The 24,717-nt window shown below is 70.7% G+C and carries 22 protein-coding genes and 1 pseudogene; 17 read left to right on the top strand and 6 right to left on the bottom strand.

Annotated elements, in window-relative coordinates:
* Positions 1–22: 22 nt before the first annotated feature.
* Positions 23–304, bottom strand: coding sequence for a DUF397 domain-containing protein (locus tag VT50_RS00115; protein ID WP_046087144.1), 282 nt, complete (start codon positions 302–304; stop codon positions 23–25).
* 297 nt (positions 305–601) lie between these two features.
* Here VT50_RS00115 and VT50_RS00110 point away from each other — a divergent pair, with 297 nt between their 5' ends.
* The 6 genes and pseudogenes from VT50_RS00110 to VT50_RS41235 all read left to right on the top strand — a co-directional run.
* Positions 602–2,290, top strand: coding sequence for a bifunctional 3'-5' exonuclease/DNA polymerase (locus VT50_RS00110; protein WP_046087145.1), 1,689 nt, complete (start codon positions 602–604; stop codon positions 2,288–2,290).
* A 224-nt stretch (positions 2,291–2,514) separates the two neighbouring features.
* Positions 2,515–3,561: a rod shape-determining protein gene (locus VT50_RS00105; protein WP_046087146.1), complete on the top strand. Its 1,047-nt coding sequence runs from the start codon at positions 2,515–2,517 to the stop codon at positions 3,559–3,561.
* 178 nt (positions 3,562–3,739) lie between these two features.
* The gene (locus VT50_RS00100) at positions 3,740–4,336 is read left to right on the top strand and encodes a sigma-70 family RNA polymerase sigma factor (protein ID WP_075200395.1); all 597 of its coding nucleotides are present in this window, start codon (positions 3,740–3,742) and stop codon (positions 4,334–4,336) included.
* The gene (locus VT50_RS00095; RefSeq protein ID WP_046087147.1) at positions 4,333–5,145 is read left to right on the top strand and encodes a zf-HC2 domain-containing protein; all 813 of its coding nucleotides are present in this window, start codon (positions 4,333–4,335) and stop codon (positions 5,143–5,145) included. The genes VT50_RS00100 and VT50_RS00095 overlap by 4 nt, the downstream gene beginning before the upstream one ends.
* A gap of 184 nt (positions 5,146–5,329) precedes the next feature.
* Positions 5,330–5,875 (top strand): RNA polymerase sigma factor, encoded by a 546-nt coding sequence (locus VT50_RS00090; RefSeq protein WP_107424684.1) that lies wholly within the window; start codon positions 5,330–5,332, stop codon positions 5,873–5,875.
* Positions 5,872–6,042: pseudogene (locus VT50_RS41235) on the top strand (zf-HC2 domain-containing protein); the annotation flags it as partial. The gene VT50_RS00090 and the pseudogene VT50_RS41235, both read left to right, overlap by 4 nt.
* 91 nt (positions 6,043–6,133) lie before the next feature.
* Here VT50_RS41235 and VT50_RS00080 read toward each other — a convergent pair.
* The 5 genes from VT50_RS00080 to VT50_RS00060 all read right to left on the bottom strand — a co-directional run bounded on the left by VT50_RS00080 (position 6,134) and on the right by VT50_RS00060 (position 11,321).
* The gene (locus tag VT50_RS00080; protein WP_075200396.1) at positions 6,134–6,931 is read right to left on the bottom strand and encodes a signal peptidase II; all 798 of its coding nucleotides are present in this window, start codon (positions 6,929–6,931) and stop codon (positions 6,134–6,136) included.
* A 208-nt stretch (positions 6,932–7,139) separates the two neighbouring features.
* Positions 7,140–8,396 carry a glycoside hydrolase family 5 protein gene (locus VT50_RS00075; RefSeq protein WP_240528978.1) on the bottom strand — a complete coding sequence of 419 codons (1,257 nt, stop codon included), beginning with the start codon at positions 8,394–8,396 and terminating at the stop codon, positions 7,140–7,142.
* Between the two features lie 8 nt (positions 8,397–8,404).
* Positions 8,405–8,752: a response regulator gene (locus tag VT50_RS00070; RefSeq protein WP_046087151.1), complete on the bottom strand. Its 348-nt coding sequence runs from the start codon at positions 8,750–8,752 to the stop codon at positions 8,405–8,407.
* Positions 8,753–9,116: 364 nt separating this feature from the next.
* The gene (locus VT50_RS00065) at positions 9,117–10,190 is read right to left on the bottom strand and encodes a glycoside hydrolase family 6 protein (RefSeq protein ID WP_046087152.1); all 1,074 of its coding nucleotides are present in this window, start codon (positions 10,188–10,190) and stop codon (positions 9,117–9,119) included.
* 18 nt (positions 10,191–10,208) lie between these two features.
* On the bottom strand, positions 10,209–11,321 hold the full coding sequence (locus VT50_RS00060) for a S8 family serine peptidase (RefSeq protein WP_240529003.1): 1,113 nt from the start codon (positions 11,319–11,321) through the stop codon (positions 10,209–10,211).
* 342 nt (positions 11,322–11,663) lie between these two features.
* Here VT50_RS00060 and VT50_RS00055 point away from each other — a divergent pair, with 342 nt between their 5' ends.
* From VT50_RS00055 to VT50_RS00005, 11 genes are all read left to right on the top strand, one after another.
* Entirely contained in the window at positions 11,664–12,173 is a 510-nt protein-coding gene (locus VT50_RS00055; RefSeq protein WP_046087154.1) for a GtrA family protein, read from the top strand.
* Positions 12,170–13,465, top strand: a complete 1,296-nt coding sequence (locus VT50_RS00050) for a glycosyltransferase (protein ID WP_046087155.1) — start codon at positions 12,170–12,172, stop codon at positions 13,463–13,465. The genes VT50_RS00055 and VT50_RS00050 overlap by 4 nt, the downstream gene beginning before the upstream one ends.
* Positions 13,455–15,305, top strand: a complete 1,851-nt coding sequence (locus tag VT50_RS00045) for an ArnT family glycosyltransferase (protein ID WP_046087156.1) — start codon at positions 13,455–13,457, stop codon at positions 15,303–15,305. The genes VT50_RS00050 and VT50_RS00045 overlap by 11 nt, the downstream gene beginning before the upstream one ends.
* A gap of 24 nt (positions 15,306–15,329) precedes the next feature.
* Positions 15,330–16,775 carry a hypothetical protein gene (locus tag VT50_RS00040; RefSeq protein WP_046087157.1) on the top strand — a complete coding sequence of 482 codons (1,446 nt, stop codon included), beginning with the start codon at positions 15,330–15,332 and terminating at the stop codon, positions 16,773–16,775.
* Positions 16,776–16,965: 190 nt separating this feature from the next.
* Positions 16,966–17,397, top strand: a complete 432-nt coding sequence (locus tag VT50_RS00035) for a hypothetical protein (protein ID WP_046087158.1) — start codon at positions 16,966–16,968, stop codon at positions 17,395–17,397.
* Positions 17,398–17,399: 2 nt separating this feature from the next.
* Positions 17,400–19,334, top strand: a complete 1,935-nt coding sequence (locus VT50_RS00030; RefSeq protein ID WP_046087159.1) for a PAS domain S-box protein — start codon at positions 17,400–17,402, stop codon at positions 19,332–19,334.
* Entirely contained in the window at positions 19,331–20,020 is a 690-nt protein-coding gene (locus VT50_RS00025) for a response regulator (protein ID WP_046087160.1), read from the top strand. The genes VT50_RS00030 and VT50_RS00025 overlap by 4 nt, the downstream gene beginning before the upstream one ends.
* 276 nt (positions 20,021–20,296) lie before the next feature.
* The gene (locus tag VT50_RS00020; protein ID WP_053048625.1) at positions 20,297–20,998 is read left to right on the top strand and encodes a phosphatase PAP2 family protein; all 702 of its coding nucleotides are present in this window, start codon (positions 20,297–20,299) and stop codon (positions 20,996–20,998) included.
* A gap of 5 nt (positions 20,999–21,003) precedes the next feature.
* Positions 21,004–21,693 (top strand): response regulator, encoded by a 690-nt coding sequence (locus VT50_RS00015; RefSeq protein WP_037955385.1) that lies wholly within the window; start codon positions 21,004–21,006, stop codon positions 21,691–21,693.
* A complete protein-coding gene (locus VT50_RS00010; RefSeq protein WP_158083176.1) occupies positions 21,690–23,696 on the top strand; it encodes a sensor histidine kinase in 2,007 nt (668 codons plus the stop codon). Before VT50_RS00015 ends, VT50_RS00010 begins: the two co-directional genes overlap by 4 nt.
* A 76-nt stretch (positions 23,697–23,772) precedes the next feature.
* Positions 23,773–24,693 carry a polyprenyl synthetase family protein gene (locus VT50_RS00005; RefSeq protein WP_046087161.1) on the top strand — a complete coding sequence of 307 codons (921 nt, stop codon included), beginning with the start codon at positions 23,773–23,775 and terminating at the stop codon, positions 24,691–24,693.
* Positions 24,694–24,717 lie beyond the last annotated feature (24 nt).

The raw sequence follows: 24,717 nt of genomic DNA, 5'->3' as shown, positions 1-24,717 counted from the left end.
CAGTGTCGCGCGTCCGCGGCGATCAGCCCAGACCTGCAGAATCGTGCGCCAGATGGTCGAACTCGCCGTCCTTGGCCCCGAGCAGCATCGCCTCGACCTCGGCCGGGGTGTAGATCAGCGCCGGTCCGTCGGGGAACCGGGAGTTGCGGACGGCCACGTCCCCACCGGGCAGCTTGGCGAACTCGACACACGACCCCTGGGAGTTGCTGTGTCTGCTCTTCTGCCAGAGGACTCCCCGGAGGTCCGCGGCCGCCATGCCGTTGTAGGGGTGGTCGCGCACAGGGCTTCTCCACTGTTCGTGCATGCGTGCAGCTGTCAACTGTCCGGGATCATAGCTGCGTTCCTTTGCGAACGCATGGGCAAATGCATCTGCGTATGCGCAGGTAGATGCACAGGCAGATGCACGTGCACCATGCGTATCGGCATGATCACCCGACACCGGAGATCTTCTGCCCGGAGTGAAGAAGAGCAGTCGTCATGAATGACGTCCGGGTCCGCCTCGGGGTTGAGCGGGCCTCGCCCCGGAGCGTTGGAATCCGCGAATCGGCGTCGATGTCGGACCTCAGCGTCGTTGTCAGACCCCCCTGCCAGAATCCCGGGCATGAGATGGGCGGCGGCGGAGACGGACCACGGGGGTGTTCGTCTCTGCCCGCTCGACCCCGGGGGAAGGGCCGCCGGACCGGTCGTCGAGGTCACGGCGGAGCAGGGCGGGATCGCCGAGGCCGTGCGGTCCCGCCCCGACGCCGACCGGTGGGTGTGGCGGTCTACCGCCGAGGTCTATCCACGGCTGCTGGCCGCCGGGGTGCGGGTCGAGCGGGCCTATGACATCGAGGCGGCCGAGGCGCTGCTCCTGGGCCATGAGGGGCGCTCCGGCGCACCGCGTTCGCTCGCCGCCGCCTGGGCGCGGCCGCGCGGGCTGCCCGTCCCCGAGGATCCGCCGCCCCGGGCGGCCGGGGGCCAGCCGTCGCTGTTCGAGCCCGGTCCGCCGCCGCTGCCGCCGGGCACCGATCCGCTGGACGCGCTGCTGGGGGTGTACGCGGGCCAGCTGGTCCGTACGGACGCGGCCGAGCACCCGGACCGGATGCGGCTGCTGACCACCGCCGAGTCGGCCGGGATGCTGATCGCCGCCGAGATGCGGCGCGCCGGGGTGCCCTGGCGGGCCGATCGCCACCGGGAGCTGCTGGACGAGCTGCTGGGCGAGCGCTATCCGGGCGGTCTGGAGCCGCGGCGCCTGGCCGAGCTGGCCGACGAGGTCTCCCGCGCCTTCGGCACCCGGGTGCGGCCCGATCTGCCCGCCGAGGTCGTCAGGGCGTTCGCCCGCGCGGGCATCGCCGTGGGCTCGACCCGCGCCTGGGAGCTGGAGCGGATCGACCACCCCGCCGTGGAGCCGCTGCTGGCTTACAAGAAGCTCTACCGGCTGCACACCGCCCACGGCTGGGCCTGGCTCCAGTCCTGGGTGCGGGAGGGCCGCTTCCGCCCCGAGTACCTGCCCGGCGGCACCGTCTCCGGCCGCTGGACCACCCACGGCGGCGGGGCGCTCCAGATCCCCAAGGTGGTGCGGCGCGCGGTGGTGGCCGATCCGGGGTGGCGGCTGGTGGTGGCCGACGCCGACCAGATGGAGCCCCGGGTGCTCGCCGCGATCTCCCGCGACCCCGGGCTGATGGAGGTCGCGGGCAGCGGCCGGGACCTGTACGCGACGCTGTCCGACCGCGCCTTCTCCGGTCAGCGCGACCAGGCCAAGCTGGCGCTGCTCGGCGCGGTGTACGGCCAGACCTCCGGCGACGGCCTGAAGCACCTCGCGGCCCTGCGGCGGCGCTTCCCGGCGGCGGTGGCGTACGTGGACGAGGCGGCCCGCGCGGGCGAGGAGGGCCGGCTGGTGCGCACCTGGCTGGGCCGCACCTGCCCGCCCGCGGGCGGCGCCGCCGAGGAGACGGCCGACGAGGCGGGGCTGCCGCGGGACCAGGAGGAGCCGTCGTACGGCAGCACGGCGGGCGCCCGCGCCCGGGGCCGCTTCACCCGGAACTTCGTGGTGCAGGGCAGCGCCGCCGACTGGGCCCTGCTGATGCTGGCCGCGCTGCGGCGGTCGCTGACCGGGGCAGGGCTGCGCGCGGAGATCGTCTTCTTCCAGCACGACGAGGTGATCGTGCACTGCCCCGAGGACGAGACCGACGCGGTCCGGGAGGCGATCGCCGAGGCGGGCGGGACGGCCGGGCGCATCGCCTTCGGACCGACCCCGGTCCGGTTCCCCTTCACCATGGCGGCGGTGGAGTGCTACGCGGACGCGAAATAGACGGCAGGGGCCCTGTCTCCCGCCCGGGGGCGCGCCTCTCCCGCCCCGGGGGCGCGCCCTGCCGGGAGTCGCGGGCCGCACGGAGCCACCGCGCGGGGCCCAGCGGGGCAATCGCTCCCCCGACCGGCTCAGCCCCACGGGCAGCGGACCTGATCATCCCCACACGATGAGAGCGGAGGGCCGCCGGGCGGCGGCCCGCCACGCCGCCCACAGGGAGACCTGCCATGACCATCAGCCTCGAGGCACTGCGCCGCTGCTCCATCGCCGTCGACCTCGGCGCGGCCAGGACCCGCGTCTACCTCAGGCGCACCGGCCTCATCGTCGACGAGCCGACCGTGGCCGCCGTGAACACCCACACCGGCGGGCTGATCGCGGTCGGCACGCTGGCACAGCGGATGACCGGGCGGACGCCCGCCCACATCCGGGTGGTCCGGCCGGTCTCCAACGGCACCGTCGTGGACATCGAGATGGCCCAGCGGATGCTGCGGCTGCTGCTGGGCAACAAGCTGCGGCGCGCCTGGCGGCGCCGTCCGCTGGTGAGCGCCGCCGTCTGCGTCCAGCACGACGCCGATCCGCTCGCCCGGCGCGCCGCCATGGAAACGCTCACCGGGATCGGCGCCAAGCGGGTCGAGCTGGTGGACGCCCTGATCGCCGCCGCCGTGGGCTGCGGTCTGCCGGTGGAACGGCCCGAGGCGACGATGATCGTGGTGTGCGGCGCGGCCACCACCCAGGTCGCCGTCCTGTCGCTGGGCTCGATCGTGGCCGCCGAGCGGGTGCCGGTGGGCGGCGAGACCGTGGACCACGCCGTCATCCAGCACCTGCGCAACGAGCACGCCCTGATGCTGCCCAGCCAGGCCGTCCGCCCGCTGCATCTGATCGTCAAGGACACCACGGGCGGCGCGGACGGCACCCAGACCGTGCAGAGCACCGAGGTGCACGGCCGGGACGTGGCCACGGGGCTCGCCCGGACCGTACGGATCGATGTCGAGGGCGTACGGACCGCCATCCGCACCCCGCTCACCGGGGTGCTGGACGCCATCGGCACGGTGCTGCGCCGCTGTCCGCCCGATCTGGTGGCCGACCTCGCCGACCGCGGCATCATGCTGGCGGGCGGCAGCGCGACGCTGCCCGGGTTCGACACGATGCTGCGCGAGGCCACCGGGATGCCGCTGAGCATCGCCGACCACCCCGACGTCTGCGCGGTCGAGGGGCTGGGCGCGATGCTCGACGGCAAGGTGCAGCCCCTGGTGCTGGACGCGATGGTCTCCTGACCCTTCCGCGCCCGTAGCACCCGGCGCCTGATCCACGACACCTGACCCTGACCCTGACCCTGACCGGAAATTCTTCGCGACGCGTTGAGCGGCTGCCTCCCCCCGTGCGTAGTGAAGGGGGAAGAGGCCGACATGGCCGCCGATCCCCCCCGGGGCTCAGACCGGGAGTCGTCCGTTGATGTTGTCCAACTCAGGTCAGGTCCTGGAGGTTCAGGTGCACGACGACGCCGCCGTGGCCGATGAGCGTCCGTCAAGATCCAGGCGCGGTACGCCGGATGAGCAACTCATGCGCGCGCTCTACCAGGAGCACGCCGGGCCGTTGCTCGCGTTCGTACTGCGTCTGGTCGCGGGCGACCGGCACCGTGCGGAGGACGTCGTCCAGGAGACCCTGGTGCGCGCCTGGCGGAACGCCGACCAGCTGTCCCGGGCCACCGGCTCCATCCGGCCCTGGCTGGTCACCGTCGCCCGGCGGATCGTGATCGACGGACACCGCAGTCGGCAGGCCCGGCCGCAGGAGGTCGACCCCTCCCCGTTGGAACTCATGCCCGCGGAGGACGAGATCGACCGTGCACTGCGGCTCATGACCCTGACCGACGCGATGCAGGACCTCAGCGACGCCCATCGCGAGGTGCTGGTCGAGACCTACTTCAAGGGGCGGACCGTCAATGAGGCGGCCCAGACCCTCGGCATACCCAGCGGGACGGTACGGTCCCGGGTCTTCTACGCGCTGCGCTCGATGAAGCTCGCGCTCGAGGAGAGAGGAGTGACGGCATGACAGCGCAGACGCACCACCCGGGACATGACGCCGTTGGCGCGTATGTGCTCGGCGTGCTCGACGAGGCGGACGCCACCTATTTCGAGGAGCATCTGGCCGGTTGCGACCGGTGCGGACGGCAGCTGGACGAGCTGACCGGACTGGAGCCGCTGCTGGCCGATCTGGCCGCCGACGTCCCCGGGATCCACGGCAGCCCCGGGCGGACCCAGCTCACCGGCCACACCCCGCTTGCCCTCAGCGCCACTGCCAACGCCATCGAGACCCTTACCGCGCGCCCAGGGCCCGCCCTGTTCAACCGGATGGTCGGCGAGGCCGCCGCGTCCCGCGCCAAGCGGCGGCGGCGCGGGCTCTACCTGGTCGCGGCGGCGGCCGTGCTGATCGTCGGCGGCCCGGTCGGCACGATCGCGGTCACCTCCGGCGGCTCGGACGGCTCCGTCACGGCCTCCCCCAGCGAGAGCGCGCTCTTCGCCGGAATGCCCGACAAGGTGCGGGGCACCGACCCGGAGACCAAGGTGAGCGCGGCGGTCGCGCTGGAGGACAAGATGTGGGGCACCAACGCCGTCCTCCGGCTGAAGAACCTCAAAGGCCCCCTGGACTGCAGCCTGATCGCGGTCTCCAAGGACGGCCATGAGCAGACGATGGTGACCTGGTCCGTGCCCAAGTGGGGCTACGGGATCGCGGACAGCCCCAAGGCGGAGGCGAGAGATCCGCTGTGGGCGCACGGCGGCGCGGGCATGAAGCGCTCCGACATCGAACGCTTCGAGGTCCGTACGGCCGAGGGAAAGCGCCTGGTGTCCCTGAACGTCTGACCTTCTCCGGGCGCCCGGTCTCCTTGAGCGCCTGCCCTGCCACGAACGGCTGAACCGCCACGAACCTCTGGCCTGCCACTCGGATCGCCGATCAACCCATGCGGCGCGGTGAGCGAGATGTTACACAGAGTGTGATATGTCGTGCTTCGCGTCCCCGGGGGATCCGGATCCGAGGAGGCACCCCGTGGCTGACCCGGAGGCCCATCAGCAGCGCATGTTCGCTCAGTATGTGCTGCCCGAGGTCGAGGTGCTGCTGCGCGTGGCCATGTCACTGACCACCCAGCGAGCCGACGCCGAGGATCTCGTGCAGGACACGTTACTACGGGCGTACCGGGCAGTCGGCCGTTTTGACGGGAGACATCCACGGGCCTGGCTGCTGACGATCATGCGGCACGCGGAGGTCAGCCGCCGCCGCCAGCGCCGCCCCCGGCTGCTCGACGATCCGGACACGGAGCTGGAGCGGCTGGTCCCGGCCCGGGACGCGACGCCGGAGGAGCTGGTGGTGGACACGACGTTCGACGAGGCCGTGGACGCCGCGTTCACGGCGCTTCCGCTGCGGGACCAGCAGGTGGTGCGGCTGGTGCATGTGGACGGGCTGTCGTACGCGGAGGCCGCACAGGTGCTGGACGTCCCCAAGGGGACGGTGATGAGCAGGCTGCACCGGGCGCGCAAGCGGATCCGGAACCAGCTGCTGGCCGCGGGAGTGGAATCGGAGCGAGGTGGCGCATGAGCAGATGGACATGGTGGCGGCGGACGCGCACCACGGGGACCACGCAGACCACCGGACGGCTCTGGACCGCGCGATGTCCCCTGGGCGCCCCGATGCTCCAGTCGTATCTGGACGGGGAACTGGACGCACCGGCCGCGGCCCGGGTCCGCACCCATGTGGCCGAGTGCCACCGCTGCGCCCGGGAGCTCGCCGTCTACCAGCGGATCAGCGAGGCGCTTGCCGCTCACGCGACGATCGACGAGGCGGTGCTCGACCGGCTCAGGGACTTCGCGGAGTCCCTCGCGGAGCGGGAGAGCCGGGAGCCGGCGGGGGCGGAGGGGGCGCCGCAGGAGCCGATCCCGGGGACGGAGACGGTGCCGAACGGGACGGTGCCGACGGAGACGGTGCCGAACGGGGCCTTGCCGACGGAGACGGTTCCCGGGAGGGCGGCGGGGGCGGATCGGGACGCCGATCGGGGCGCGGTGCACAAGGCGGGAGGCTGAGGGCCACCGGATCGGGGGCCGTGCCCGGGGCGCTCGTGTCCGGGGCGCCCGCGCCAGGGGCGGGCAGCGCGACGTCCCTCTCGGCCGCCCGCGAGGTCCTGCGCAGCAGCAGGGCCGCGGTGAGCAGGGTCCCGGTGAGCAGGGCCACATCGGCGAGGTTGAAGACCGGCCCGCGGGCGTCCAGCGTGATCCAGTCGATGACGGCGCCGCGCAGCGGGCCCGGCGACCGGATCATCCGGTCGGCACCGTTGCCCGTCGCTCCCCCCGCGATCAGCCCCAGGCCCAGCGCCGCGCCCCGGCCGCGGACCCGCAGCCCCACACCGGCCGCGCCCAGCGTGGCCACCGCGCCCGCGAGCGTGATCACCACGATCAGCGCGGGACGGCTCTGGCCCAGGCCGAAGGCCACCCCGGTGTTGCGCACCAGCAGTGCGCAGAACGGCCCGAACCGGGCCTGCGGCCCCACGGTGCCGCTCCAGGCGGCCAGCGCCATCGCCTTGCTCAGCTGATCGGCCAGGATCACGGCGAGTGCGGCCAGCGGGAAGAGCAACCGGCCGGTCGCCGGACGGGGCTTCATCATCGGCCTCCCTGGGGGTGGGGGGCCGGTCCGCGGGCGCGGTCCGCGGCCCGGGAAGGAAACCCACCGGGCGGCCGCCCCGCTTCCCTTCCGGGGAAAAACACCAGACGAGGGCCCGCAGGCGGCACTGCCTGCGGGCCCTCGCTGCTCGCCAACGCCGTGATCAGCTATGTGGTCATCGGCGGTGTACCGAAGGGGGTACTCCGACTTACTTCCCCTTCTTCGCCTCCAGGAGCGGCGTCTGGTACTTGGCCAGCATCTTCATCTTGTTCTGGTCGATCGTCTTCCAGTCGTTCTTCAGCACACCGCCGGTGTCGCCCGAGTCCGGGTTCCAGGTCCAGTAGGTGTAGCTGATCTGGTGCTTCTTGAGGTAGTCCATCAGGGCGTTCTGCCAGACGGCCTCGGAGCTCTTACCGGCGGTCTTCTTACCGCCGAACTCACCGAGCAGCAGCGGGGCGATGTTCTGCTTCTTGATGTACGCCCAGTGCTTCTCCCAGATGGCGGGCATGTTCTTCGGGAAGTCCTTCGCCTGGAACCAGTTCTGGTTGAAGACGCCCGGACCGTAGTCGTGGGCCGAGTAGACGACCTTGTTCGGCTCCTTGAGCTTCACCGGGTGCTTCTTCACACCCTGCAGGTCACCGCCCCACCAGAACTGCTCGTTCTTGTGGCGGTCCGTGCCCTCGACGAAGACCAGCCAGTTCTTGTTGACCTTGTGAATGGCGTTACCGGCCTTGGTGGCCGCCAGCTGCCAGTCGGTCTTCGGGTTGCCGTCGCCCCACGTGGCCTGGCCACGCGGCTCATTGTGCAGGTCGGCGCCGATCACCCGGTCGTTGTTCTTGTAGCGCTTGGCCAGCTTGACCCAGTCGTCCATCCACTGCTTCTCGGAGAGGCTCTGGGAGTGCCACAGCTCACTCTGGCCGTACTGGTCCGGACGGTGCTGGTCCAGGATCACGCGGATACCACGGTCGGTGGCACCCTTGACGATCTTGTCCATGATCTGCTGGGGGGTGAGGCCCTTCAGATCGGGGTTCTTGTGGTAGTCGATGCCGTCGGGCTTGGCGGACGACTTGAACATGTCGTTCGCGTACGGCAGCCGCAGGGTGTTGAAGCCCTGCTTGGCCATCTGGTCCAACATCGACTCCCAGCCGCGGGTCCACAGGCCGTGCGGCGCGTAGGTGCCGGTCTCGAAACCGAACCAGTTCACACCGGTCAGGACGACCTTCTTGCCGTCGGAGTCGACGATGTCGCTCTTGTTGGTGGACAGCGGACCCTCGGCACCCGCACCGGAGGCCTGGGCGGCCGAGGTGGTGGTGGCCGACTGGCCATCGGAGTCGTTCACCGCGAAGGCGGTGACGGTGCCACCCACGGCAGCAGCAGCGACGACGGCCGCGGCGATACCGAAGCGGAGACGCTGCGGGCGCGGCGCACGCTTGGTCTCGGTGGTCGGGGCGTTGTTCTGATCCATGGGGGAATTCATTCGGTAATGCTCCTGAGCAATTCGGGTACTGCGGTCTTCAGGACGCTGGGGTTGTTCGTCGGAGATTCCAGACATTCCATCTGCGGGTCGGAGACTGCGGTCAGCCGGACAATCCGCGCGGACGGTAGGAGTTCGCCGATCAGGCGGACCAGCCGCTGCGCTTGCCAGCTGGGCTCATCCACGTCGATCAGCACCACATCCGGTTGCAGGTGATGGGCCAGAGAAATTGCTTCTCGGGCCGACCCGGCAATGCCGGATAGCTCCAGTCCGGGCTCCTCGACAACGAGATCGGCGAGAGCACTCAACACCAGTGGGTGGTGCTCCACGACGAGAACTCTGTGCATCGATTGGAGCTCCTTCGGGGCTTGTCCTTTCGCTTCACGACATTAGGGAGTGACCGCGGTCAGAATCGCCGTACGCCTGGCTGAAATCCGCGTACCTCAATTGCAGGAATTCCGGACACACCAAACGGCCGAATTCCGTCTACCTCAGGTGAGGTAGAGGAATTCGGCCGTTTTATATAGGTTATGTCCGTTTTGTGGGGCGTCCCGGAGGGCTCAGGGGCTGCTCCGGAGGCCCCAGACAACGCTCAGAGCCCCCGAGGGCACCGCCCAGGGAGCCCCCAGGGCATACAAAAGGCGCCGGTCACAGCGTGACCGGCGCCCAGGAAGGGATCAGAGGGGTCAGAGGGGGTCAGGGGGGAGAGGATCAGCGCGTCAGGCGGTAGGCGTAGGTGGGGATGAACATGCCCGCGCCGGCGGCGCAGCCGTCTGCCTGGCCGGGCTGCTTGATCCACAAGAAGGCGTCGACCCCGGGGATCCCCGTGGCGGCGGTCGGGGCCCTGCCCAGCTTGCGGCCCGGCGGATCGCAGAAGCTGTGGCGACGCGTGGGCCCCGCCCCGTTACGGCTGGTGTCCACCACGACCCCCAGCCGGGGGCGGCGCAGCTCCCGGATCACGGACAGCCCGTAGCGCACCTCGTCCGCCGTGGCGTTGAAGTTGGAGACGTTGACCGCTATCCCGTCCCCGTACCGCTCCACACCGGCGTCCCGCAGCCGCTCGGCCATGGTCCGCGCGGGCTGCCATCCGGAGTTCCCCGCGTCGTAGTACACCCGGGCGCGGGGCGCGCCCCGGTGGAGCGCCCGCGCCGCGTACGCCAGTGCCGCGAACCGGTCCGCCTGCTGCCGCCGCTTGAGACAGGTCATATGGGCCAGCGCGTCCGGTTCGAGGATGACGATGGCGCGCCCGTCCCCTATGCCCCGGGTGAGGGCGTCGCTCCAGCGCCGGTAGGCGGCCGTGTCCCCGGCGCCGCCGGAGCTCAGCTGCTGGCAGTCGCGCTGGGGGATGGTGTAGGGGACCAGCACCGGCAGCCGCCGCTGGGCGGCGGCGGTGCGGACGAGGCTGCGGGCCCGCTCCTCGATCAGGGACTCATCGGTCTCGGTGAGCCAGGCCGCCTGGGGCTCGGCGGCGATCCGCCGGGCGATCGCGGTCGACCGCCGGTCGTGCGGATGGTCCCGCACCCAGGTCGCGGCCGGGTTGTGGGGGTCGACGTAGAAGCGGGTCGTGGCCGGGAAGAACGGCTTGGCCACGGGGAGCGACGGCTTGGTGGCGGGCGGCCGCACCGGGCCCGCGAACAGGGCCTGCACGGTGGTCGCCGCCATCACCACCTCGGCCACCAGCACCATCACGATCAGTTGGGCGAAGCCCCGCCCCGCCCACCGGGAGCCGCGGGCACCCGCCGGCGGGCGGGGGCGGCGGGCGCGGCCGCGCAATTTCGTGATCATGGCGAGTCCTGTCCGGCCTCAGCCGCGGTGGGAGTTGTCGGGCGGCCTGCGGCGGCTGATGAGCACCACCGCGAGGATCGCGAGCACCACCAGGACCCCGGCCACCACACCTATCGTGACCAGGGCGGACTCATCCCCCTCCGCCCTGGGCCCGGCGGTCTTCGGAGTGGCGGACGGATGGCGGCGGGGGGCGGAGAGCTCGGCGGACGCGGGCGGCGCGGCCCGGTCCGCGAGCGCCCTGGCCGGGGCGATCACCCCGTACCCATAGCGCGGATCATGGCCCGCGGAGCCCTTGCGCTCGGCGGTGTCGATCAGCTTCTGGACCACCTGGTTGGCGTTCCAGCGGGGATGCTCCGAGCGCAGCAGCGCGGCGCCCGCCGCGACCCAGGGCGCCGCGAAGCCGGTGCCGTCGCCGGTCCAGTAGTCGTCGTTGCCGGAGGTGGTGAGGATGGCGACGCCGGGGGCGGCCAGGAGGGTCTTCCCACCGTGGTGGGAGGAGGTCCAGACGGCGCCCTTCTTGTCGGTGGCCACCACGGCGACCACTCCGGGGAGGGCGGCCGGGTAGGTGGGCCGGTTGCCGATCTTGCCGGTGTCGCCCGCCCCGGCCACGATCACGGCCTTCTTGCCGACGGCGTACTTCACCGCGGACCGCAGTGCGGGGGTCGGCCGCTTGAAGGTGACGGCCAGGTCGATGACGCGCACGCCGTGGTCCACCGCGTGCCGGATGGCCTTCGCGGTGGGGTCGGCGAGGGGCTTTCCGTCGCGGTAGACGCCGAGCGGCATCACCTTGGCCTTGGGCGCGAGCCCGTACACCCCGTCGCCGCGGTAATTGCGGCCGGTTCCGGCGATGATTCCGGCGGCATGGGTGGACTGCTCGGCCGACTTGCCGCCGTCCCGGGTGCCGTAGCCGCCGGTGCCACCCGCGAAATCCTTTCCGCGGACCACCTGTCCGCGCAGATCCGGATGGGAGGCGTCGACCCCGGTGCCGATGACCGCGACGGTCACCCCGGCACCCTTGCTGAATTTCCAGGCACGCTCCGCCTTGAGCGCGGTCAGCGCCCATTCGGAATCGTGCAGCCCGCCGGAATGGGATTCACTTGCCGCAGCCGGCGTGGCCAGTGCGAGTGTCATCGTCACGATGACCGCTCCGGCCCGGCCGGCGAATGGATGGCGTGACATCACGTGACCTGACATTACGTCACCTACTCTCCTCGCACGGGACGCAAGGCCGTCCGGCCCATTTCATCTTTGGGCATCCCCCGCAGGTACTGGCACCCACGAGAGGGTGAGCGTCCCGTCCCTTCTTTGGGGGACGGCCGGGAAACCCGGAACGCCGGCTCTCCCCAATACGGGGGACAAGAGAGGTCCGCCGAAGGTGTACCACCCGCTCCCCCGGGCGCGGGTACTACCTCCTTTTCGGGTGACGCACTCTTGGGTCAACGGCGATAAGAGCCTCCTGCCGAGGGAGTCGCGATGCAGCGTTTCCGAACGTTCAGCGAGCGCACCGGAGAGCCGGGCGAAGAGGCGGACAGCACCGACCGTAATGCCCGCAGGCGGACCGGAATTCTGTTCCGGGCCCGCCGGATCCTGAACCCGCTGGCGGGCATGCCCGGTCTGGCCCTGCGTTTCGCGGTGGTCGGCGGTGGCGGTGTGGTCGTGAACACGGTGGTCCTCTTCGTCCTCTATCACTGGGCCGGGCTGCCGCTGCTCGCGGCGTCGGCGATAGCGGTGGAAATCGCCGTCGTACACAACTACCTGCTGAACGACCGGTGGACCTTCGCGGTGGCCACCCCGTCCGTCGGACGATTCATCAAGTTCAATGTCTCGGTCCTTGGCGGACTTGGGGTCAATGTGCTCATCGTCTGGTCACTGGTGCGCACCGGAATGCATCTGCTGCTGGCGAATTGCCTCGGCATCGCGGCGGCCTTCGCGGTCAACTTCGCATCGAGTACCGGCTGGGTCTGGGGGAGGCGGAGCCGATGATTGTCGCCATCATCTACCTGGTGCTGATCGTGGTCTCGATCCTGCTCACCGTGCAGTCGGCCCATGTCCTCTACCTCATGCTCTACACCTGGGACCGAGCGGACGCCGAACGCAGGGCGAGGGCGCCGGATGAATTCCTGCCGCCCCAGATCTCCTTCAGCGTCCTGCTGCCCGCCCGGCATGAGGAAGACGTCATCCAGAGCACCATCGAGCGCGTGGTGCGGGCCAACTATCCGGCCGAACTGCTGGAGGTCTTCGTGATCTGCTCACAGGACGACGACGGCACGATCAAAAAGGCCGAGGAGAAGATCGACGACCTGAAGCGGAAAGGGCTGCACAATGTGCGGGTCGTGGTGTTCGACGACAAGCCGATCAACAAGCCGCACGGCCTCAACACGGCCCTTCCGCACACCGCCAACCAAGTGGTGACGATCTTCGACGCGGAGGACGACATCCACCCGGAGATCTTCTCCCTGGTCAACACCGTGATGGTCCAGGAGAAGGTCAAGGTGGTCCAGGCCGGTGTGCAGCTGATGAACTACGAGTCCAACTGGTACTCGACGCTCAATGTCCTGGAGTACTTCTTCTGGTTCAAGAGCCGGTTGCATTACCACGCCCACTACGGCTCGATCCCGCTCGGCGGCAACACCGTCTTCTTCGCCCGTGAGCTGCTGCTGCGGCTCGGCGGCTGGGACGACCGCAACCTCACCGAGGACGCCGACATGGGGCTGCGGATATCCGCCATGGGCGAGCGGGTGCGGGTGGTCTACGACGACCGGTATGTGACCAAGGAGGAGACCCCGCCGACCCTCGGCCACTTCATCCGGCAGCGCACCCGCTGGAGCCAGGGCTTTATGCAGACCCTGAAGAAGGGGACGTGGAAGAAGATGCCGACGCGCAAACAGCGCTGGCTGGCCTTCTACGTCCTGGCGTTCCCGCGCGGGCAGGCGCTGTTGGGCCTCTATCTGCCGATCTCGCTCGGCATGATCCTGATCCTCAAGGTGCCGGTGCTGATCGCGCTCTGCTCCTATCTGCCCGTTCTGCTGCTGGCCGCGCACTTTCTGGTCCAGGCGGTCGGCCTGTACGAGTTCACCGGCGCCCATGGGCTCGAGGCCTCGCCGAAGGCCCTCGTGCGCATGGCCATCGCCTGGTTCCCCTTCCAGATGGTGCTGGCGTACGCAGCGTTGCGGGCCATGCGGCGGGAGATGCTCGGCCGCCACGACTGGGAGAAGACACAGCACGTAGGCGCCCACCGGGCCACCACCGAGGAGGCGGAGTCGCGTGTCGGATAACCCCACGCCCTCGCGGCCCGCGGCCGTCGACGCGGAAGGCCGGAACACCGCGGCGGACATGAACACCGCCCCGGGCAAGGACACCGCCCCGGGCACAGGCACCGCCCCGGGCACACACACCACGGCAGGCAAGGGCGCCGCGCCGGAGAACGCGGCCGCGCCCGAGAGCGCCACCGCCCCGGACAAGGGCACCGAGGCCCCCGCGCGCCGTCCGCGCCGCCGCCGTCCGCGGTTCTCCGTGGAGCGCGGCTGGTTCCCGCCGCTGGGGAACAAGGGCAGGATCGCCCTGGTCGCCTCCCTGCTGACCGGGGTGCTCACCCACGGCTACCACCTGTTCCGCTACCCCCTCTACCTCACCGACGAGGGCATCTACATGCAGCGGGCCTGGTCGCTGGTGCGGGAGACCAGCCTGTCCCCGTACACCTACGACTACGACCACGCCCCGCTGGGCTGGATCACCCTGGCCGGGTGGGTCTTCCCGCTGCCGAAGCAGTTCGAGACCTTCGGGAACGCGATCAACACCGGACGGTTCCTGATGCTGCTGGTGCACGTCGTCAGCGTGTATCTGCTGTTCGAGGTCACCCGGCGGCTCTCCGGCAGTGTGCTGGCCGCCACCGTCACCTCGTTTCTCTTCAACGTCTCGCCGCTCGCCGTCTACTTCCAGCGGCAGGTGCTGCTGGACAACCTGATGATCCTCTGGCTGCTGCTGAGCCTGTTCATGCTGCTCAGACGGGAAGTCACGATCAGATCGGTGTTCGGCGGCGGGCTGGCGCTGGGGATCGCGCTGATCACCAAGGAGAACGCGATCTTCTTCGTGCCCAGCTTTATGTATCTGCTCTACCGAAGGGTCAAGGGGTCGGCCAGCAGCCGGTTCACCAGCACCCTGTGGCCGTTCGCCGCGATCGCCCCGATCGGCGCCTACGTGACCTACGCACTGCTCAAGAACGAGCTGCTGCCGAGCGGTTTCGACTTCGACCTGAACAACCCGCCCGCGGACCACGTCTCGCTGCTCTACACCCTGTGGTGGCAGCTCAACCGCAGCCAGGGCACCCTCTTCAGCCACACCGGTCTGCTGCAGACCAGCTGGCTGGTCCGGGACAAGTTCCTGCTGATCGCCGGAGTGATCGCGATGGTGATGTGCCTGTGGATCGGCGTCCGGGACCGCAGACGCAACCTGGGCTTCCTGATCGCCGGCACACTGGCCTTCGGATACGCCTTCTACCTGGTGCGCGGCAGCGTGGTGCTGGACTTCTACGTCACCCCGCTGATCCCGATGTTCGCGCTCAACATCGGCCTGATCATCGACCGGCTGCTCAAGGGCTCGTTCGCCAGTCGGTTCATGCGCGGCGCGCATTCCCTGACCCGGGTCGCCGTGCCGTCGTTCGTCGCCGTTCTGCTGCTGGTCTCACCCGCCTCCGGATATCTCGTCCACACCAATACCGAGGGCGTTACGCAGATCGCCGACCAATACCAGTCCAAGATCAACCTCACCGGAATGCAGCATGCCCAGATCGCCTGGGTGCGCAAGCACGTACCGCCGAATTCGCGCATCATCATGGACGACGACCTATGGGGTGAGCTGCACGATGTGCGCCCGTTCTACCCGTATGCGCATTCCCACTGGAACGCCTCGTCCGACCCGGATGTACGCGACAAGCTCTTCAAGAAGAGATGGCAGAACGTCGACTACATCATCATGTCGAACAAGATGCGCAAATCGATAATGACCAACAACTCCGACGGCCGGGAGAACTGGATTCTCCAGGCGCTGCGTAATTCCAGCCGCGTCTGGTCGGAAACCCAGGGCAACATCAAGCTGGAAATCTACCGTGTGCAATAGCCATGGGAAGAGGAGGTGAAGGCCATGCCTGAGTACGACGACGACTGGGATGTTCCGGAGGATGACAGGGATGATCCCGAGAACGAGGAAAACGAGGAAAACGAGGAAAACACCCCCGACGGTGAGAAGAAGAAAAAGCTCACCTGGAAAACCGTCCTGCTCGCACTCGTGGTCTTCGCGATCGTCGGATCGCTCGTCCAGGTGGTCGCGCGCGGCGGCTTCGGAGGCGCCCTGAACACCACCGGCAGCAGTGGCGGCGCCCAGAAGAAGGAGCACTCCCGGCAGGAGCAGGAGATACGCCCGCCCAAGCAGCCCAAGACCATCCGGCTGGGCAATCAGCGGGTCCCCCAGGCGTCCGGCCCGATCATCGTGATCAACCCGGGCCTGGTCACCCCCGGCGGCAGCGCCGCCGTCGAGGGCGGTGGCTTCGACAAGAAGGCCACCGTGGACATCCTGCTCAAGGCCCGGAAGTCGGACACCAAGGGCCGCGCCATCGGCAGCGTGCGCTCGGACCGGTTCGGGTCGATCTACGCCCGGTTCACCATGCCCGAGAACGCGGGCACCCGGCCCGCGACGCTGGTCGCCCAGCAGCGCAACAGCCGTAAGACGGCGGAGGCCAAGGTGATCACCGGTGGCGCCGTCGGCACCGCCAAGATCAACAAGATGGTGGGCCGCCCCGGTGACGTGGTGACGGTCTCGGCCCGCGGCTTCCGCCCGGGTGAGTCGATCAACGTCTTCTGGGGACGGACCACCGGTATCCCCGTCACCACGCTGCACACCGACAGCAGCGGCGGCGTCGCCCACGCGGCGATCAAGGTGGGCGTGGCCCCGACCGGCTCCAGCACCCTGGTCCTGGTGGGCAAGCGCAGCAAGACCACGGCCACCGCGCCCTTCCAGATGCTGGCCATGTACCCGTCGATGAAGTCCAAGCCGTACGCGCTCAAGGCCGGTCAGCGGATCACGCTGTCCGCCAACAAGTTCGCGCCCGGCGAGCGGGTGCTGGTCTACATCAACTCCACCGGCGGTCTGCCGGCCTTCACCGCCCAGGCGAACGGCATGGGCCAGATCCGCGATGTGGCGTTCAACGTGCCGTTCGGCCTCAAGGGGCGGCAGACGCTGATGGCGATCGGCGACCAGAGCCGGGCCGTGGTCCGCTCGGGCTTCACCGTGCTGCCGTACAGCCCGTCCGCCGAGCCCAGCGCCTTCGGCGGCAGGGCGGGCACCACGCTCAGCTTCTATGTCGCGGGGTTCGCCCCGGGCGAGACGGTGAACGCCTACGCCGGCTCGGGTTCGAAGGGCCAGCGCAAGATCGGGACCTTCCAGGTGGACGACCGGGGCAAGGCCGAGGCCGTGGGCTCGTACAAGATCACTCCGGCGGATGAGAGCGGTGTGTCCTTCCAGCTCATCGGCCAGAAGAGCGGCGGCATCGCCAAGGCGAGCATCAACATGTCCCAGGGTCGCGGGGATTAGGGACCGCGAGTGGCGCCGAAGGAGAACGTGGGCCGGGCCGGGCCGACCGCCGGAGAGCGGCGGAGGGCGACGGACACGGCGGGGAAACGGGCCCACGTTCCAGGGAGCGACCGGCCGCCGACGGCCGCGGGGCGGCTCACCCGGGCGGCTCACCAGTTCCGTAGATGTACCATGCGTCCTGGAGTGTCCTATGAGCGTAATTTTCGGCCCTAACTCACGAAGAGTCCTACAATTCCTGACCCATATCGAGGACCTCTCCCCGGAGGAGATCGACCGGGTGGCCGATCTGTGGAAGCAGACCTCCAGCCAGACCCGCGCCGAGGGCTGGGCGGTGGTCCACCGCACCACCACACCAGAGGAGCGGTACCGGATCCTGGTCGCCGCCTCGGTGGCGCGCCGGGCCGCGCTGGACGCCGCCCGGAACCACAAGAAACACGACTGGGCCTTCTGGGCCGCGGTCTGGGACGCCGCGACCGCGGTCGCCGTCTGCGACCGCATCGGAAGCCACTACAACGTGCTGGTCGCGCCGCTGGCCGCGGTCATGCCGTCGCTGGCGCACTGCCGGCGCGATGAATTCGAGCCCCGCGAGCTGCAGGGTGCCGTCCTCAAGGGAGGTGGGTAGCGATGGGCGACAACCGGATCGCCGTTGTGGTGGCCGATGACGACCCGGCCGTCCGTGAGGCACTCGCCGACCTCATCGACTCCCATCCGGACCTGGAGCTGGTGGGCCTGGCCATCAACCACGAGCAGGCCGTGCGGGCGGCGGTGGACCACCGCCCGCAGGTCGTGATCATGGATGTCCATATGCCCCGCGGCGACGCCCCCGGCAGCGTACGGACCATCCGCGACCAGGTCCCCGGGGCCCGGGTGGTGGCGCTTTCCGCCCACGGCGAACGCGAGACCGTGCTGAACATGCTCGCCGTCGGCGCCAGCGGCTACCTGGTCAAGGGCACCCCCGCCGAGGAGATCCTCGAGGCGATCGTCCGGGCCGCGCGCGATCAGTTCAGCATGTCCGCGGAGCTGCTGGCCGACTGCGCCGAGCCGCTGCGCCGGGCCGAGCGCGCCTCCTGGCGGTTCGAGGACCTGGTCGGCAACCGCCTGGAGGACTCGTATCTGGAACTGCTGGGCCACGCACCCTGCGGAGTGCTCGTGGTCGGCCCCCGCGGCCGGATCGAGTACGCCAACGCCCACATCCGGCACATGTTCGGCTACAGCTCGGCGGAGCTGCGCGACAAGCGGCTGCGGGACCTCGTCCCCGAGCGCTACCGCACCGCCTCCGAGCAGCTGATCGGCCGGGTCTTCACCACACCGTCCGCGATGAGCGGCCGCCGCCGCGACGGCGGCGAGTTCCCCGCCCAGTTCAGCGGCGGCCACCTGCAGGGCCGACAGCCCCGCGGCGTGGTCTTCGTCGCCGACCTCAGCCAGCTGCGGGCGGCCGAGAGCCGGTTCCGCCAGCTCATCGAGTCCTCCCCGGACGCGATGCTGATCGTGGACACCAGCGGCCGGATCCAGGCGGCCAACCACCGCACCGAGGCGCTCTTCGGCCACGACCGCGACCATCTGATCGGCCGGGCCGTGGAGGCGCTGCTGCCCGACCAGCCGCTCACCGTCTCGCTGCGCGAATGGGACGACAGCCTGGAGGAGCCGGTCGGCCACAGCATGGAGCTGGTCGGGCGGCGCAGCGACGCCAAGCAGTTCCCCGCCGACGTCAGCATCAGCCCGCTGCGCACGGAGGAGGGCCTGCTCACCGTCCTGACCGTCCGGGACATCACCGAGGTGCAGCGCGCCCAGTTCGTCCTGGAGCGCAGCCTGGAGCTGCTCGAGGTCACCGACCGCGACCGCCAGGCACTGCTCAGCCATCTGGTGCACGCCCAGGAAGCCGAGCGCGGCCGGATCGCCGCCGACATCCACGACGACACCATCCAGGTGATCACCGCCGCCAGCCTCCGCCTCCAGCAGCTGCGCCGACGGCTGCGCGACCCGGATGAGCAGCGGGTGATGGACAAGCTGGACGAGACCCTGAAGCTCTCGCTCAGCAGGCTGCGCCAGCTGATCTTCGATCTGCGGCCGTCCAGCCTGGAGCACGGCTGCCTGGCCGGGGCGCTGCGCGGACTGCTGGAGCAGATACGCACCGAGACCGGCGTCACCTACCGGCTGGAGGACCGGCTAACCGCCCACCCCCCGGCCGAGACGATGGCGCTGATCTACCGGACCGCTCAGGAAGCCCTGGTGAACGTGCGCAAGCACGCCCACGCCAAGACGGTCCATGTGCAGCTGCTCGGGCTCGACGACGGCTGCCTGGTGCGGATCGTCGACGACGGCGAGGGCTACAACCCGCTCGAAGTGGAGTCCCGCCCCGGCCACCTCGGGCTCTCCCTGATCCAGGAGCGGGCCCAGATCGCGGGCGGCTGGTGCCGGATCGAGAGCGAACCGGGCTCCGGAACCACCGTGGAGTTCTGGGTGCCGCTCGGCGCTCCCCCGGACGCGCCGCTCGCCACCCCTGGCTCCCCCGGTACCCCTGACTCCCCCGACTCCCCCGAAGGGGACCCGCAGCCGTGACCGCACCTCCCGAATTGACGAAGGTGCTGATCGTCGAGGACCACCGGGTGGTGGCCGAGGGGCTGTGGGCCCTGCTGGCCGAGTACGGGGATCTGACGGTGGTCGGCTGGGCCGACTCGGTCGCCGAGACCGTGCCCATGGCCAGGGAGCTGAAGCCCGATGTGGCGCTGGTCGACTTCCGGCTGCCCGACGGCACCGGGGCCGACGCGGCCGGGGGCATCCGGGCCCATGACCCGTCCGTCGCCATCGTGATCCTCAGCGCCGACGCCAGCGACTCGGCGCTGCTGGCCGCCGTGGAGGCGGGCGCCTGCGGCTATCTGCTGAAGTCGGCGAGCGGCGACGAGATAGCGGCCGCCATCCGCTCGGCCGCCGAGGGCGAGACCCTCATCCCGGCCAGCACGCTGGTGGAGGTGCTGGCACGCAACCGCGAGGACGCGCGGTCCACCGCCGAGCAGACCGAACGCCTGGAGAGCCTGACCCCGCGCGAGCAGGAGATCCTCACCCTGATGAGCCAGGGCCTGGACAACCGGGCGGTCGCCGAGCGGCTGAGCATCAGCTACGCCACGGTGCGCACCCATGTGCGCAGGATCCTGGAGAAGCTGGAGGCGCGCTCGCAGCTGGAGGCGGTCGCGAAGGCCGCCGAATTCGGCTTCAAGCCCGCGCAGCCGGAGGGGCCGGAGGAGTGAGTGCCGGGCCGAACTGACCCGTGTCCGCCTTCGGTACGGCGGTGGCCCCTCTGATGCGGGGGCCGTTTGCGTTGTGCGGGTCACCGTACGGGGGTCGGGCCGCTCGCCGTACGGGGCCGCCTGGACGGGTGCGGCTGGATGGGCCCGTACGGATGGGGGCGGGACCACCTGGCGCGAGGCAGTCGGGGGCCATGGGCAACACGGCCCGGGGCCGAATGGGGTGATAAATCCCCCTTCAGATGGAATCGCGGAGCTACCGAGACGGGTTCCCTCCTCATGCGCGTCCCTGAATGGACTGGACGGATCCGATGCCCGCTGAGCCGCGGGCATACGATCGCCTTCCTGCTGGCCGCCGCCTGTTACGCGGCGGTCCTCACGGCCGTGACCACCGGCTCGCAGCTGGTCCGGCTCGACTGGCAGGTGGCCCTGTTCAAACCGTACGAACAGTGGCCGCGGATCCGGCCGGTGCTGGACGCCTTCGTCATCATGGGCCAGCGCGGCCCCACCGCCCTGGCCGCCCTGGCCTGGGCCGTCTGGCGCGCCGTCCGGACCCGGAGCCCGCGTCCGCCGCTGGTCCTGGGCGTGGCGCTGCTGCTGCTCAATGTGAGCGTCGGCGCCGTCAAACTCCTCACCGGGCGGCTGGGCCCGTACGACGCCCGGACCCCCGGGTCCGCCGAGCTCTTCCACGGCGGTCTGGTCTTCCCCTCGGGCCACGCCGCCAACGCCGTCGTCGTCTGGGGCACCCTCGCCTATCTCGCCGGGCACCACCGGCGGAGCTGCGCGCTGGTCGCCTGCGTGATGGCCGTCGGCATCGGTCTGACCACCCTCTATCTGGGCACCCACTGGGTGAGTGACGTCCTGGCCGGATGGACGGCGGGCGTCCTCGTCCTGCTGGCCCTCCCCCTCTTCGAACCGCTGATCGCGACCTTTTCCGCGTATGTCTCCGCTCGTGCGGCGGGATACTTCATGGGCAGGTGAACCAAGTGGCGCTTCGCGTGCTGATCGCAGACGACCATGCGGTGGTCCGGCAGGGCCTGCGCATGATCCTTGGCCTCGACAACGACATCAAGGTGGTCGGCGAGACGACCAACGGCCGGGAAGCCGTGCGGCTGGCCCGGGAGCTGTGTCCCGACGTCGTCCTGATGGACCTGCTGATGCCGGTGATGGACGGCGTATCGGCCACGGCGGAGATCCGCCAGGACCTCCCCGAGGTCGAGGTGGTGGCGCTGACCAGCTCGCTCGACGACGCCATGGTCATGGGCGCGGTCCGGGCCGGGGCCATCGGCTTCCTGCTGAAGAACGCCGAGGCCGACGACCTCCGCAACGCGGTGAAGGCCGCGGCCGCGGGCCAGATCCATGTCTCCCCCGCCGCGATCTCCCGGCTGATGGGCCAGGTCAGGGAGCCCAGTGGCCCGGAACAGCTCACCGAGCGGGAGACCGAGGTGCTGACCATGCTGGCGCGCGGCAAGGCCAACAAGGAGATCGCGCACGATCTGCGGATCGGCCAGCAGACGGTGAAGACGTATGTGAGCCACATCCTGACCAAGCTCGGGGTGCACAGCCGGACCCAGGCGGCGGTCTACGCGGTGCAGTCCGGCCTGGTGCCCGCGGGTGAGCTCACGCCTCCGGAAGCAGTGGAGTCGACGACGAGGGAGCAGTGGTGGTCGGCGTGATCAGTACACGGTGGACCCCGACCCGGCGGAGGCGGAGCGCCACCGCGCTCGCCGAGGTCACCCAACACATCCTGGCGGGCGAGACCGCCGACGCCACGCTCCGGCTGATCGCCCGCCGGGTGCGGGAGCTCCTGGGCGCGGACATGGCCCGGGTGATGGTGCTGGAGCCGGGCGACGTCCTGACGATACGGGCCACCGACGGCGCCCCGTGGACCGCGCCGAGCGGACCGCTGACGCCCGGCGGCTCCTCCCCGGCCCGCCAGGCGATCCGCGCCGGACGGCCCACCGTCTCAGGCTCTGACCCTGGCTCCGGGTCCGGCTCGGGCTCCGGCGGCGAACGGCGGCCGCGCGTGCGCGGCCGGGCCCCCCGGCACGCGGTCCCGGCCTCGGTGCTGGACGTGCCGCTGCTGGTGCGCGGCCACCCGGTGGGGGTGATCGAGGTGGCGAACCGCGGCGGCGGGCGCCGTCTCACCCACGCCGATGTGAGCACCGTGGGACTCTTCGCGGCGGCCGGGGGACACGCGGTCGCCCAGATCCGGCACCGGGAGCATCTGCGGCGGCTGGCGTCGGCGGCGGCCGGGCCGGGCACCAACGGCTCCGGGGGCCCGTCCTCGGGGTCGCCCGGGCTTCCGGAGGTTTCGGGAGTCGCGGGGGTGCCGGGAGTCGCGGGGACTTCGGGATTCGCCGGGGCGCCGGGGGCTGCGGGGTCCTCGCGGGCTTCGGGGTTCGCCGGGGCCTCAGGGGCTACGGGGTTCGCCAGGGCCGCTGGGGCCACGGGCACTCCGGGGCGCGCCGGGCCCTCCGGTTCGCCGTGGGGCTCGTCCGACGGCTCGGTGTTCCCCCGTTCCTCCGCCCCCTCCGTACGGCGGACCCTGGACTCCCTGGCCGCGGGCGCGGTGGCCCGTACCGGCGCCGCGAGCTGCACGGTCTATCTGCTGGAGCCCGGCCCCTCGGCGAATCTGCGCCTGGTCGGCGGCGGCCACGGCCACACCCCGCCGTCACGTAAACCGGCGCTGGAGGCGATCGGCGGGGCCGCGCCCGTCATCCACGGCGGCGGCCGTACCGGCGCGGACGGCGAGGGCCCCGCGCGCGGTGCGGTGGCCGCCTGGCCGCTGCTGCGCGAATCCACCGCGATCGGCGCGATGTGCTGCCACTTCCCGCCCGGCCGCGACCCCGGCGAGGCGGACATCACCCTCCTGGAAGTGATCGCGGGGCATGCGTCCTGCGCGGTGGAGAGCGACCGGCAGCGGGCGGCCACCCAGGACAGGGCCGTCCATGAGGAGCGGCATCGCATCTCGCGCGAGCTCCATGACTCGGTCTCACAGGCGCTCTACGGCATCGCGCTGGGCGCCCGTACCGCCCGCGAGATGCTGGAACGCGACATCGACAGCGCGGAGCCGGTGGAGGGCCGGGCCGAGGCGGCGGGTCACGCGGCGGCGCCGGGCGGGGTCGGTCCGGTGGCCGGGCACGGGACCGCCGGGGAGGTCGTGGACCTCGCCGAGCTGGCCGAACTCGCCGAGCCCATCGAGTACATACGGCGGCTCGCGGACGCCGCGATCGCCGAGACCCGGACCCTGCTGTGCCGACTGCGGCCCGAATCGCTGGAGACCGAGGGTCTGGTCGCCGCGCTCAACCAGCACATCGAGGCGCTCCGGGCCCGGTACGGAATCGCCACCGAGGCGAGGCTGGACGCCGAACCGGAGACCACACCGGAGGCCAAGCACGCCCTGTACCGGATCGCCCAGGAGTCGCTGCACAACGTCGCCAAGCATTCGCAGGCCCGGAACGTACGGCTCCATCTGCTCAACGAACCGGGCGCGGTGACCCTGACGGTCGCCGACGACGGCGTGGGCTTCGACTGCAAAGGCTCCTTCCCCGGCCATCTCGGCCTGCTCTCCATGCGGGAACGGGCCCGCGAGGTGGGCGGCACGCTCAACGTGGACAGCCGCCCCGGGCAGGGAAGTCGCATCCGGGCCAGGATCCCGGCCACGCCAAACCCCTGATCCGCCCTCCCTCCCGAGACCACTCACCGAAGACACCTGGGACCACTCGCCAAAGACATATGAGACATTTCTGTCCATGCAGCCGACCGTGCGGGACCACGCGCTGGCGGACGGCCTCCGGGCCGGTCAAGCGGCGGTGGAAGAGGGCCTGTTGCGGGCCACCAAGAGCGATGTGCCCTTCATCACCGAGGCCGCGCGGGAGCTGACGCGCATGGCCGGGCGGCGGCTCCGGCCACTGCTGGTGCTGCTGGCGGCGCGGTTCGGCGACCCCGGCGCCCCGGGCGTACTGCCCGCCGCCGTGGTCGTCGAACTGACCCATCTGGCCATCCACTACCACGACGACGTACGGGACGAGGCGGCCGTACGGCGCGACGCCCCGCGCCCGGACGCCAACTGGGACAACACGGTGGCGGTGCTCATCGGTGACTTCCTCTTCGCCCGCGCCTCGCACATCCTGGCCGACCTGGGCCCTGAGGCCGTACGGATCCAGGCCCAGGCGTTCCGGCGGCAGGTCACCGGGCAGATCCTGGAGACGACCGGACCGCGCGAAGGGCGCGACCCCGTCGAGCACCATCTGGACGTGCTGGCGAGCCGGACCGGCGCGCTGACCGCCGTCTCCGGACGGCTGGGCGCGCTGGCCGCGGGGGCGGACCCGGGCGTCGAGGACGCCCTCGCGCGGTACGGCGAACGGCTGGGCGTGGCGAGCCATCTCGCCGACGAGGTGGCGACCCCCACCGGCCGCCGCCCCACCCTGCCCGTCCTGCTGCTGGCCCGGGACGCGGACCGGGAGCTGTACGACCTGCTCACCGGGCCCGTCGAGCGGGCGGGGTACGCGGCGGCGGTGGCGCGGCTGCGCACCCATCCGGTCCTGGACCGGGCCCGCGAGGAGACCGCCCGTCAGGCCGACGCGGCCCGCGCGGCCCTGTCGCCGCTGCCCGACTGCCCGGCGCGGGACGCCCTGGAGTCGCTGTGCGAGACGGTGGCCGCGCCTAGATGAATGAGTCCGATGTCTGGGTTGGCC

It is taken from the genome of Streptomyces antioxidans, from assembly GCF_000968685.2.
GTDB lineage: Bacteria > Actinomycetota > Actinomycetes > Streptomycetales > Streptomycetaceae > Streptomyces > Streptomyces antioxidans.
Note: the sequence above shows the minus strand (reverse complement) of the source record. Positions and strands in the feature narration are given on the sequence as shown.

Coding starts and splice junctions, on each gene's coding strand:
- VT50_RS00060 (WP_240529003.1), bottom strand. CDS start 11,321: ATGACACTCGCACTGGCCACGCCGGCTGCGGCAAGTGAATCCCATTCC.
- VT50_RS00005 (WP_046087161.1), top strand. CDS start 23,773: ATGCAGCCGACCGTGCGGGACCACGCGCTGGCGGACGGCCTCCGGGCC.
- VT50_RS00095 (WP_046087147.1), top strand. CDS start 4,333: ATGACAGCGCAGACGCACCACCCGGGACATGACGCCGTTGGCGCGTAT.
- VT50_RS00050 (WP_046087155.1), top strand. CDS start 12,170: ATGATTGTCGCCATCATCTACCTGGTGCTGATCGTGGTCTCGATCCTG.
- VT50_RS00115 (WP_046087144.1), bottom strand. CDS start 304: ATGCACGAACAGTGGAGAAGCCCTGTGCGCGACCACCCCTACAACGGC.
- VT50_RS00065 (WP_046087152.1), bottom strand. CDS start 10,190: ATGATCACGAAATTGCGCGGCCGCGCCCGCCGCCCCCGCCCGCCGGCG.
- VT50_RS00110 (WP_046087145.1), top strand. CDS start 602: ATGAGATGGGCGGCGGCGGAGACGGACCACGGGGGTGTTCGTCTCTGC.
- VT50_RS00075 (WP_240528978.1), bottom strand. CDS start 8,396: ATGGATCAGAACAACGCCCCGACCACCGAGACCAAGCGTGCGCCGCGC.
- VT50_RS00020 (WP_053048625.1), top strand. CDS start 20,297: ATGCGCGTCCCTGAATGGACTGGACGGATCCGATGCCCGCTGAGCCGC.
- VT50_RS00105 (WP_046087146.1), top strand. CDS start 2,515: ATGACCATCAGCCTCGAGGCACTGCGCCGCTGCTCCATCGCCGTCGAC.
- VT50_RS00055 (WP_046087154.1), top strand. CDS start 11,664: ATGCAGCGTTTCCGAACGTTCAGCGAGCGCACCGGAGAGCCGGGCGAA.
- VT50_RS00070 (WP_046087151.1), bottom strand. CDS start 8,752: ATGCACAGAGTTCTCGTCGTGGAGCACCACCCACTGGTGTTGAGTGCT.
- VT50_RS00100 (WP_075200395.1), top strand. CDS start 3,740: ATGTTGTCCAACTCAGGTCAGGTCCTGGAGGTTCAGGTGCACGACGAC.
- VT50_RS00040 (WP_046087157.1), top strand. CDS start 15,330: ATGCCTGAGTACGACGACGACTGGGATGTTCCGGAGGATGACAGGGAT.
- VT50_RS00080 (WP_075200396.1), bottom strand. CDS start 6,931: ATGAAGCCCCGTCCGGCGACCGGCCGGTTGCTCTTCCCGCTGGCCGCA.
- VT50_RS00030 (WP_046087159.1), top strand. CDS start 17,400: ATGGGCGACAACCGGATCGCCGTTGTGGTGGCCGATGACGACCCGGCC.
- VT50_RS00035 (WP_046087158.1), top strand. CDS start 16,966: ATGAGCGTAATTTTCGGCCCTAACTCACGAAGAGTCCTACAATTCCTG.